Genomic DNA, 10,673 nt, shown 5'->3' with positions numbered 1-10,673 from the left:
AATAAAACGCGTTACGTACCTAAAAGGTTCAAAAAACCCATTGTTTATACTCAAAACCAACGAAACGATCACGATAGCTAGCTGGTTTTATATCACTAATACATCGGCCTGATTTGATAGTTACTTGATAGTTATTCGATAGTTATCCGCTAGCTATTCCAACACCCTAAGTTTGATTTTGCGATGGGCGCGCCAATTAGGCACACGAGGTACTTGTGAGAAAAAATATAGGTTAGCGACTATTAATAGGTTGAAACAGGATCGGTAAAAGAGGTTTATGAGCGATGAGGGCATGTCGTTATTAAATGACGCCATGATCTGAAAGACAGACTTGAGCGTGTATCAAACAAGGTATAAGCCATATCGATACCAATATGGCTATCAGGCGAACAAAGGTTAAACCCCGACTTCCGCCATGTTCCCTTTACTCTCAAGCCATATTTTTCTGTCGCCAGAGCGCTTTTTAGCTAACAGCATGTCCATCAACTCTAGCATTTCTGCCGAGTCTTCTATGGTGAGTTGAACTAAACGGCGAGTATTGGGATCCATCGTAGTTTCACGAAGCTGCAACGGGTTCATTTCACCTAACCCTTTAAAGCGCTGAACGTTTACTTTGCCCCGCTTTTTCTCTGCTTCTATACGGTCTAATATGCCTTTTTTCTCGCCTTCATCTAGCGCATAGAAAACTTCCTTGCCCACATCAATACGAAACAGCGGCGGCATGGCTACATAAACATGACCTTGGTCGACTAACGTTCTAAAGTGTTTTACAAACAATGCACACAACAAAGTGGCTATGTGCAGTCCGTCGGAATCGGCATCAGCCAATATACAAATCTTACCGTAACGTAGACCAGACAAATCCGTAGAATCTGGATCGATACCTAACGCTACTGATATATCGTGAATTTCTTGTGACGCTAATACTTGTGAAGAGTCTACTTCCCAGCTATTTAGGATTTTACCGCGAAGAGGCATGATAGCCTGGAACTCTCGGTCTCTAGCTTGCTTAGCAGAACCACCCGCTGAATCCCCTTCCACGAGGAAGAGTTCAGAGTAGGAAATATCCTGAGACGAACAGTCGGTTAACTTACCTGGCAGTGCTGGCCCTTGGGTTACCTTTTTACGCGCCACTTTTTTGTTTTGACGTAAACGGCGCTGTGCATTGTTAATGCACATCTCTGCCAAAGCTTCAGCCACTTCAGTATGTTGGTTTAACCATAAGCTAAACGCGTCTTTTACTACCCCTGATACAAACGCAGAAGCTTGGCGTGACGATAAGCGCTCTTTAGTTTGCCCTGCAAATTGTGGGTCTTGCATTTTGGTAGACAAAATATAAGCACATCGGTCCCAGATATCATCAGGAGACAGTTTCACACCACGGGGCATTAAGTTTCTAAATTCACAAAACTCACGCATAGACTCTAACAAGCCTTGGCGCATACCATTCACATGCGTACCGCCTTGGGCAGTAGGGATAAGGTTAACGTAACTTTCGGTAGTTAATTCACCGCCTTCTGGTAGCCACATTACCGCCCAATCAGCCCCTTCAGTGTTGCCTTTGAAGCTACCGACAAAAGGCACATCAGTAGGGAGTGTTTCGTATTCTTGTACCGCTTGATACAAGTAATCTTGCAAACCATCTTCGTAGTACCATTCTTGCGAGTCTTTGGCGATTTTATTGTCAAAACGAATACGTAAACCTGGGCTTAGTACTGCTTTTGCACGAAGGTTGTGAATAAGACGGCTGACTGAGAATTTAGCTGAATCGAAATATTGTGGATCGGGCCAAAAGTGCACGCGTGTACCTGTATTACGTTTGCCACAGGTGTCTATTACCGCCAGCTCTTCAATTTTATCGCCATTGGCAAAGGCTATTTGATACACGTTACTATCACGACGAATAGTCACTTCTACCCGTGTAGAGAGGGCGTTGACCACTGAAATACCCACCCCGTGCAATCCCCCAGAAAACGCATAGTTTTTGTTAGAGAATTTTCCTCCAGCATGCAACTTACTTAAAATAAGCTCTACGCCAGAAATTTTCTCTTCAGGGTGAATATCTACCGGCATACCACGGCCGTCATCGATGACTTCAAGTGATTGGTCTTCATGCAAGATAACTTTAATGTTGGAAGCATGACCTGCTAGGGCTTCATCCACACTATTATCGATAACTTCTTGGCCCAAATGATTGGGTCGAGTGGTATCGGTATACATGCCTGGGCGGCGCTTAACCGGGTCGAGACCGTTTAAGACTTCAATTGCATCAGAGTTATATTGATTTGACATAGTTATGGTTATTATTTAAGCCAGCAACAAGGGTTAACGTACGCAGAAGACAACTGCAACGCAAGATAAATTGATGTTACCAAGGCTTGCCTACCCTCGCAATGAAAAGGCGATAGTCAGCAAACTTGGTAGAAACGATACGCTGTTGATAGTAGCGCAACAATGGGAAGCGCGACGCATTTAACGGCTTTTAGTCTTTAAGCAGAAAATCTGCAATGGCGGGTAAGTGATTCTCAAAGCCAGTAAAGCTGTGATCGCCGCCTTCCTCAACCACTAGCGTACTCATTGCGTATTTGGTTTCTGCTAAACGGTAATCTAAGGTTTCATCCTCAGTTTGCAGTAACACCTTGTACGCTGGTGCATGCTGCAATTCTTTAGCGTCTAATTTTTCTATCACTTCAATATCGCTTTCAACAATATGAAACACTTCACCCGTATACGGGTTGGTATGTTTTCCAATAAAACCTTGCAGCAATTCATAAGGTTTTACCGCAGGGTTAATCAATACCGCTTTACCCGAGAACTTTTCAATTAAAAAAGTCGATAAATAACCGCCCATAGAACTACCAATAACGCGCAGGCCATCTTTAATTAGCGCAGGCGTGCTTTCTATCAGTGTCAGTAACTGGCTTTCTACTTGGCTCGGGTAATTCGAAAGCGCGGGAATATGTAATGTTACATCGGGGTGATGCTGCTCAAAATACGCTTTGGTAGCCTGCGCTTTCACAGACATTGGTGAACTTAAAAAGCCATGAAGGTATAACACATGTTTCATATTGTTTTTGTTCTCTTTATGTCGCAGGTTAACGTTCCATCGTCGTGTAACCTAATTAATTGATAACCGGGCTGCTCGTCACTTAACGCAAATTCAGGTGCCATTTCCCACTGCCAACAACTTGCTGGGCAGCCCATCACTGGTACTTTATTATTTGTACCTAGCGTGTAACGAAGGGGCGAATGTACATGGCCATGAATGATGGCCACTAATGGAATGCCTTCCTCTACCCAGTTTAAAAACTCACCGGCGTTTGCCAAGTCGTGTTTATCCATCCAGCTTTTAGATGGCGAGGCGTGGTGGTGCATGGCAAGTAAGTGATGGCGATGTGAATGTTCAGATACTTGTTTGCCTATAACCTTAAGCTCATGAATATCTACCTGCCCTCTCGCGCCTTCAAAACGTGTATCTAAACCGTGAATTTGCCAGTCGCCTAATTCAACTGGCGCGCCAGCAACAAGATGGTGAGCAGATAATGTATCAAAATGAAGGTTATTATCATGATTGCCGGCAATCACATAAACCGGTGCCTTGGCGTAGTCTTCCATCAACGCGGTAAAGTGCTGATAGCTTGCCAGAGAGTCATCCCCGCTAATATCACCGGTAACGATAATCGAGCTAATATTGGCGCTGTGCTCGAAAGCCTCAATCAATATCTGTTTTAAGCTTTGATAGGGATTAATCGCACCGTAACCTTGGCGAGTGGTATCACCAAATAAATGGCAGTCGCTAATATGCAGCAGGGTACTCACGCTAGCGAAGTTACCTTAGGACGAAGTTTGCGGCAAAAATCTAACCATTCAGCAAGAAAGATATTCACCATTTGCTTTTCATTGCGTTGGCGCATTTTCAAATTAGGGTATTCGTAGGAAGGTTGAAGTGCGCCCGTATTTTGGCTATTTATTACTTCGGCCATTCTGGCATCATGGTACAAACGCACCGTCATTGAAGGTGTTAAATAGCTGGGCATATCGTCGGACGTTTGTTTAAGGCTTAACGTACTGGTGTATCGAGCAGACTCAATAATCTTAATTTCGTACGTAAGCGTGTCGCCCACGGTAAATACGTAGTTAAGTTCCTCTGTATCACAATCGGGCAGAATACGAAGAATGTGCGCGTAGTTTAACTCGCACAATGCCTGCATTGTGGGTAGATGAGGGACGTATTTTCTGTGGGTACGTTGTGTCACGATATCTTCCATTGCTCCATTAGCGTGGATTTGTTCATAAAGAACCATTGTAGCGCAATTACTGCGGCAGCGTTGTCTATATGGCCGTTTTCCAGCCATTCAAGGGCAGTTTGCTCAGCCACTCTATGTACTTTGATATCTTCCGACTCACTCTCTAATCCGTGAATGCCATGTGCTTTTTCTGCATCGGTTTTTGCAATAAAAATATGAATACGCTCGGTCGTTCCCCCAGGGCTAGATAAATAACTCATTGCTTTGGTGAGATTTTCAAGCTCAATACCGGCCTCTTCCATCGACTCTCTATGGCATACATCTACGTCTGTTTCGCCTTCATCAATCATGCCCGCTATTATTTCTATCAGCCAAGGGGTTGAAGATGTCGCTAATGCCCCTATTCTAAACTGCTCAATAAGAACAAATTCATTCAAAATAGGATCGTAGGGCAATACGCCTACAGCATGACCGCGTTCAAATAGCTCTCGTTTCACCGTACCGCTTTGGGTGCCGTCGAAGCATTTGTGCGTAAACAGATATTCTTGCATGGTGAAAAAACCACGATAAACCGATTTTACACTCTTAATTTCAACGTCGTTTGAGGTAAATGAAAGGATTTTCTTGCTCATTTGCAGACACTTTTGGTTCGAAACGATTTATCATGCATAGTACATAGACATACAACTTTTGTATACGCGCCCTAATCGCGGACGGAAGCATAAAAAGTTAATACCGAATTTTCTGAGATAAATGTGATTACTTGCCAATGAACTAGGTTGGATCACATATTCTGTTACAGTTAAAGCAATACTGTTACGACTGAACTGTTTCGGTTTGCGAATAAAATTTATACACTTCACATATTATTTATAATTATTAGCAGTCACTTAGACTCACCTAGACATAACAGGAAGACGTAAGCATGAATCGAAAACTTCTGTCGCTGGCAATCGGTTTCTCAGTAACAACCGGTGCGCTTGCCGATGATCTGACGCAAGTGTATCAACAAGCACTTGCCAATGACCCTTTGGTAAATCAAGCGAAAGCGCAGCGTGATGCTGCATTTGAAGGGATCAGCATTAGCCGTGCAAACCTTCTTCCTCAAATCTCTGGGTCTATGTCTTACACCACCTCTACCACAGAAAGTGCACAAACATTAGGTACAAACGCAGAAGATTTACAAGTTGTCACTTTCGAGACCGACAATGACAATATCGAGTACGGTATTTCGTTATCTATGTCGTTGTACGATCATGCAAACTGGATTGGCTTAGATCGCGCCGAAAAGGTTGCAGAACAAAGCGATGCGCAATTAGCCGCTAGCATGCAAGATTTAATCGTGCGGACGGTTACCGCTTACTTTGATGTATTACGTGCCCGAGATAGCGTTGAGTTTGTTAACGCAGAAAAACGTGCCATTGAACGTCAGTTAGAACAAACCCGTCAGCGCTTCGAAGTAGGGCTTACTGCTATTACTGACGTGCATGAAGCACAAGCTAATTACGACAGCACAGTCGCTCAAGAGATTCAGGCTGAAAACCAACTAGAATTCGCCCTTGAAGCATTACGAGTGATCACCGGCAAGTACCACGACCGCTTGTTTGGCTTAGATAAAGAAACATTTTCTGCCACTATGCCAGTACCAGCAAAAGTCGATAATTGGTTAGAAACGGCGCAAGATAAAAACTTAGCATTGTTGGTTGACCGTTTAGCCATGGATATTGCTAAAGAAGATATCGCTGCTGCTCGTTCAGGCCACTTACCTACGCTTGATTTATCGGCCAGCCTGGGTCGCTCGAAAAATGACGTAGATTCTCAGGTTATTCAGTACGAGACGCCTTACCTTGATAGCCAATCAATCGGCTTATCAGTGTCAGTACCAATTTACTCTGGCCATCGTGTAAGTTCGCAAACTGACCAAGCGAAATTCTTGTACGTATCGGCGAGTCAGGCTGCTGAACAAACTTACCGTGAAACGGTTCAGTCTATTCGTAGCTCGTTTAATAATGTTAAAGCATCAATATCAACCATTCGTGCCCTTGAGCAATCTGTGGTTTCTGCCAACAGTGCATTGAAAGCAACTGAAGCGGGTTTTGATGTGGGTACACGTACTATTGTTGATGTACTCGATAGCACCCGTAATTTGTTTGATGCACGTAACAACTTATCTGGCGCCCGCTACGACTTTATCCAATCGGTTGTTACCTTAAAACAAGCTGCAGGTACCTTAACCGGTGAAGATGTGGCTATTATCAACCGTGGCTTAAAGCCAATGGAAGACGCTGAATAGTCATCTACGCACAAACTGAAAAAATATTCTGGCGATACAACCAGCGTTATTAAAGAAGGCGGCATTAGCCGCCTTCTTTGTAAATGATGTCACGCACACCATGCCGGTGATACAATTTTACTTGCAACAAGCACAATGCATCGTCCATGATGTTGCCCCTTTTTTATTATCCCTAAATAAGCCTATTTATCGTAAATGATTGGCAGCGCTTATTTGTTTGTAATGTGAGCAAAGAAAAACATGCAAGCTTCTGAGTTACAAAGTCGATTTGAACGCATTCGCGCTAATAAATGGTTTGAAGCCTTTGTGGTTAGCGTTATCGTCATTTCAGCGTTATTAGTTGGCGCTAAAACCTATGAACTTCCCGCTGGATTTGGCAGTGTTACCCTGCTACTCGATTGGTTTATCAGCGCGTTCTTCTTAACTGAAATCACTATTCGTTTTTTAGGCGAACGCCGAAAGCGGAACTTTTTCAAAAGTTTCTGGAATGTCTTCGATACCGTCATTGTTATTATCAGCCTTATACCCGCCGATGATACTGAACTTGCGTTGATAGCACGACTAGTAAGGGTGTTTAGGGTGCTGCGGATGATATCTATCATCCCTGAACTGCGCATACTCTTAGTATCGCTAGTAAAAGCATTGCCTCAACTGGGCTACGTAATGTTGCTCATGTTTATCATTTTCTATATTTACGCTGCCGTGGGCAGTACGTTGTTTGGCGATATTAACCCTATCCTTTGGGGCGACATTACTATTTCACTGCTTACCCTGTTTAGGGTAATGACATTTGAAGATTGGACTGATGTCATGTACGAAACCATGGAGGTTTATCCGCTAAGCTGGGTGTATTACTTAACCTTTATCTTCTTTACTGCATTCGCCTTTTTAAACATGGTGATTGGTATTGTGGTGAACGTGATGGAGCGTGAAAACGAAAAAGCCAGGGAAGAGAAAGAAGCCTTGTTAAGAGCTGAATTAGAAGCCGAAGGCCATAGCGAACCTACATTACAAGACGTAATGGCAGAGCTTACCGCGATTAAGGCCAAACTCGAAAAACAATAATATGCACTAATCAACAACAGTAAATAACAGACAATAAAAAAGCGCCTAAGGAAGATAGAAGTGACAACCTAGGCGCTTTTTTTGTTTGTATTCATTTAGCTGTTAATTTAGCTATTATTATAGTTAAATCAATAGCTACTAGCTTTTAAGTAACCAATAACTTGTTACAATCCGTAGCTAGTTTTAAGCGTTACTATACGCTGAAGTGATACTTCTTTTTCAAACTCTCTACTGGCTAAGCGACGCTTAGCTAACGCTTGTTTATCCATCTGTAATAAAAGCTCTACGTGATTAAGATAAACCTCATCATTTAAGATAGGCCGAGTTGCAATATCTGAATACAGTTTAAGGGCGGCTTCTTTATCGCCTTTAGCAATCAGTATTTGCGCCAGCGTATCTACTGAGTCAGCATTTTCAGGTTGCAAAGACACGGCCTTTTTCGCCATGGTTTCAGCTTTATCTAGGTTTCCATTTTGGAAACTCAAAAACGCTAAGTTATTCAACACTACAAAGTTATCTGGAGTTTTAGTCAAAATAGTTTCATAGGTCGCTATGGCTGTTTCTTTATCGCTACCAATTTGGCGTTCAGCTAACAGCATGGCACTGCGCACATCGTCTGGCGTTTTATCCACATGTTTTTCAAGAAATGATAAAGCTTCGGCTTGTTTACCGGTCATTTCAAGAATGGCGACCATTAGCAAGGCCATGTCTGAGTTTGGCGTAGCTTCATAAGCCACCTCTGCATGTTCTAATGCTTGTTCTGGTTGCTTATCGATAACATACAGTCGTGCAAGAATACCGCGTACGAATGGCAGAGCTTGTACTTCATCAGAGGTGCCATTAACAACCTCCCATGCCGGTTTGCTTTGCCCCATCATGGCGTGGAAATACGCTTTTAAAAGGCTAATCTGTGCATCAGGACGTTTCGCTAACACTTTTTCAGTAAGCGCTAAACCGTCGCGGTAGTTATTTTCTGAGTCGAGGATAAGCAACATGCCCAGTACCGCGTTTTTATCTTGTGGGTAAAACGCTACCCAACGCTCAAACAATGCTTTGGCTTTTCCAACTTCGTTTGCTCGAATTAGCCCTTGGCCTTTTAAATTCCAAAACGCCATTGGGGTGCTTTCATCACCTTCCACAGAGGCTAGCAAGCTATTGTTCTTGGCGACTTCGCCCATTCGCGAATAAATACGGGCTAATAATAAACGCAAATCGATATCAGCTGATTGCGTTGCAAGTTGCTTCTCTAAGTAATCAACCACTACCCCATCATTATTTTCGCGCGCTTCTAGGGCATACCACATGGTCAACGCTTGCACGTCAGACGGGTTATCTTTTAAATGAGACTTAACAAGCGTTACAGCGTCAGCAAACTGCTTCTGCGCAATCAGCAATTTCACTTTGGCATAAGCCACTTCTTTATCGGCACCCTCTAGCTTCTGAGCGCTATTTAGTAAGTCGGTTGCCGTTGTGAAGTCTTCCTCAACAATCGCAATGCTGGCTAAGTACACCAGCGGCAAGGCCTCGGTTGGCGCTTGGTCACGCCATTCGCTGGCAGCTACTTTAGCTTTATCAAGCTCACCAGTCGCGATGTATGCGCGCAGTAAGGTATTTTGAGAAGCTGTTGATTCTGGCGCACGTTGAACCGCTTCTTCAATATTAACCAAACCGGTCACATCGTTTAGTGAAAGTTGCAGTACGCCTAAACGAGCAAGATCTTCTGGCGAGGTATCAACAACCGCTTCGGTTTTTTCTACCATTTGCTTGGCACCAAGCACGTTACCTTCACGAAGTAATTGATACCCCGCTTTTGAAAATAACGCTGCGTCTGTGGTCGCGCCGCCTTCCACTCGGTTTAACACGGCAAGGGCTTCATCATTTTCACCCAGTTGTAACATGCTGTCTGCCAGCATTCTTAAGCCTGGGTGATTTTCAGGTAACCGTGATGCCACCATAGTCAGGTGTCGTTGGGCAGCTTCAAAATCTTGAATTTGATACGCGCTGAAACCGGCAACCAATCGCACCACTTGATCGTTACGACCATTTTGTACTGCTGTCTCTAAATGCGCTAACGCTTTTGCATGATTACCATTGGCCGACTCAATTATACCTTTAAAAGTATTCAACAATGGGTGTGCTTCATTCAGCGTTAACAGCTCATCCACCACTGGCTCAGCACGTTCAAGATCACGCTGCTCTATTAGCAAAGCAGCGTAAGCGAACTTACTGGTTACGTCTTTTGGGTAGGCTTTGGTGTAATCTTCATAAACACCAATGGCTTCGACTTGCTTTTGTTCTAGCAGGTAAAGGCGGGCAAGCTGTAGTAAAACATCTTTATTGCTTGGCGCTTGCTCTCGCAGTGCTTCAGTGGCGCTAAGTGCCTGTGTATAATCTTCAGAGAGTACATACTGGTAGCTTTCAATTAAGCCCTTGTACACAGACTGTGTATCGAGGGTGAGTAAATCGTCTAGTAGCGCTTCTGCTTCTGCGAGCTTTTCTAGCTGCACTAAGGCTTGTAGTTTATAAAAACCGACTTCGGCAGATTCGACGGTAGTCATCCCTTCTGCTCGGTAATCCACTTCGCCTAAAGCGTTTTCAGCACCTGACTGTTGATAAGCAACAGAAAGTAAGGGAATCACTTCACTGGCTGGATGTCCAAGCTCTAATGCTTTATTTAATTCTTTCTCAGCTGACACATAATTATCATTTTGAAGATACAGTCGACCTAATTCAAAACGAGGTACTGCAGCATTGGGATCCATCTGAATGGCATTTTTGTATTCAACGATTGCGGCAGCATTATTTTGATTTTGTACATAAGCACGAGCATCTTCTAGGTGAGCATCTATCGATTTGTCACCACATCCTGTCAAAAGACTGCTCAAAAGCAGAACTGCAATGGAAGATCGCTTAAAAATCTGCTGTGGGTATTTCTTATTCATTGTCGTTCCTTTGCCCTACATCATTTGAATTTCGAGGTATACCCGAAGTTTACACTACCAATTGTGCGTTTTTTCGTCATTATTGTGCAATTTCGTGGCAACCTGACCATTATTCGAATATAATAA

Annotated in this window: 8 protein-coding genes; 2 read left to right on the top strand and 6 right to left on the bottom strand. The window is 43.4% G+C overall.

Going from position 1 to position 10,673, the window contains the following annotated elements:
• Positions 1-396 precede the first annotated feature (396 nt).
• The 5 genes from parE to nudF all read right to left on the bottom strand — a co-directional run bounded on the left by parE (position 397) and on the right by nudF (position 4,879).
• Positions 397-2,292, bottom strand: coding sequence for a DNA topoisomerase IV subunit B (parE, locus tag AV939_RS03490; RefSeq protein WP_057793978.1), 1,896 nt, complete (start codon positions 2,290-2,292; stop codon positions 397-399).
• Positions 2,293-2,482: 190 nt separating this feature from the next.
• The gene (locus AV939_RS03485) at positions 2,483-3,067 is read right to left on the bottom strand and encodes a YqiA/YcfP family alpha/beta fold hydrolase (RefSeq protein ID WP_057793981.1); all 585 of its coding nucleotides are present in this window, start codon (positions 3,065-3,067) and stop codon (positions 2,483-2,485) included.
• Positions 3,064-3,819 (bottom strand): metallophosphoesterase, encoded by a 756-nt coding sequence (locus AV939_RS03480; protein WP_057793982.1) that lies wholly within the window; start codon positions 3,817-3,819, stop codon positions 3,064-3,066. The genes AV939_RS03485 and AV939_RS03480 overlap by 4 nt, the downstream gene beginning before the upstream one ends.
• Complete coding sequence (locus tag AV939_RS03475) at positions 3,816-4,211, bottom strand: DUF1249 domain-containing protein (protein ID WP_171008969.1); 396 nt, start codon at positions 4,209-4,211, stop codon at positions 3,816-3,818. The genes AV939_RS03480 and AV939_RS03475 overlap by 4 nt, the downstream gene beginning before the upstream one ends.
• Before the next feature lie 41 nt (positions 4,212-4,252).
• A complete protein-coding gene (gene nudF / locus AV939_RS03470; RefSeq protein ID WP_057793987.1) occupies positions 4,253-4,879 on the bottom strand; it encodes an ADP-ribose diphosphatase in 627 nt (208 codons plus the stop codon).
• Between the two features lie 293 nt (positions 4,880-5,172).
• Here nudF and tolC point away from each other — a divergent pair, with 293 nt between their 5' ends.
• Together tolC and AV939_RS03460 are read left to right on the top strand one after the other, a co-directional pair.
• A complete protein-coding gene (tolC, locus tag AV939_RS03465; RefSeq protein WP_057793989.1) occupies positions 5,173-6,540 on the top strand; it encodes an outer membrane channel protein TolC in 1,368 nt (455 codons plus the stop codon).
• 240 nt (positions 6,541-6,780) lie between these two features.
• A complete protein-coding gene (locus tag AV939_RS03460; protein WP_061997129.1) occupies positions 6,781-7,605 on the top strand; it encodes an ion transporter in 825 nt (274 codons plus the stop codon).
• A 164-nt stretch (positions 7,606-7,769) separates the two neighbouring features.
• On the opposite strand, the gene prsT is transcribed toward AV939_RS03460, so the two are convergent.
• The gene (gene prsT, locus AV939_RS03455) at positions 7,770-10,547 is read right to left on the bottom strand and encodes an XrtA/PEP-CTERM system TPR-repeat protein PrsT (protein WP_057793993.1); all 2,778 of its coding nucleotides are present in this window, start codon (positions 10,545-10,547) and stop codon (positions 7,770-7,772) included.
• Positions 10,548-10,673: the final 126 nt, after the last annotated feature.

Origin of the sequence: Alteromonas sp. Mac1 (assembly GCF_001562125.1) — a bacterium.
GTDB classification, from domain to species: Bacteria; Pseudomonadota; Gammaproteobacteria; order Enterobacterales; family Alteromonadaceae; genus Alteromonas; species Alteromonas stellipolaris.
The sequence above is the reverse complement of the archived record's forward strand: the minus strand, read 5'-3'. Positions and strand labels throughout refer to the sequence as shown.

What these genes read in the sequence shown, in the direction of transcription:
- tolC (WP_057793989.1), top strand. Translation starts at nt 5,173, where the DNA reads ATGAATCGAAAACTTCTGTCGCTGGCAATCGGTTTCTCAGTAACAACC.
- nudF (WP_057793987.1), bottom strand. Translation starts at nt 4,879, where the DNA reads ATGAGCAAGAAAATCCTTTCATTTACCTCAAACGACGTTGAAATTAAG.
- prsT (WP_057793993.1), bottom strand. Translation starts at nt 10,547, where the DNA reads ATGAATAAGAAATACCCACAGCAGATTTTTAAGCGATCTTCCATTGCA.
- AV939_RS03485 (WP_057793981.1), bottom strand. Translation starts at nt 3,067, where the DNA reads ATGAAACATGTGTTATACCTTCATGGCTTTTTAAGTTCACCAATGTCT.
- AV939_RS03475 (WP_171008969.1), bottom strand. Translation starts at nt 4,211, where the DNA reads ATGCAGGCATTGTGCGAGTTAAACTACGCGCACATTCTTCGTATTCTG.
- AV939_RS03460 (WP_061997129.1), top strand. Translation starts at nt 6,781, where the DNA reads ATGCAAGCTTCTGAGTTACAAAGTCGATTTGAACGCATTCGCGCTAAT.
- parE (WP_057793978.1), bottom strand. Translation starts at nt 2,292, where the DNA reads ATGTCAAATCAATATAACTCTGATGCAATTGAAGTCTTAAACGGTCTC.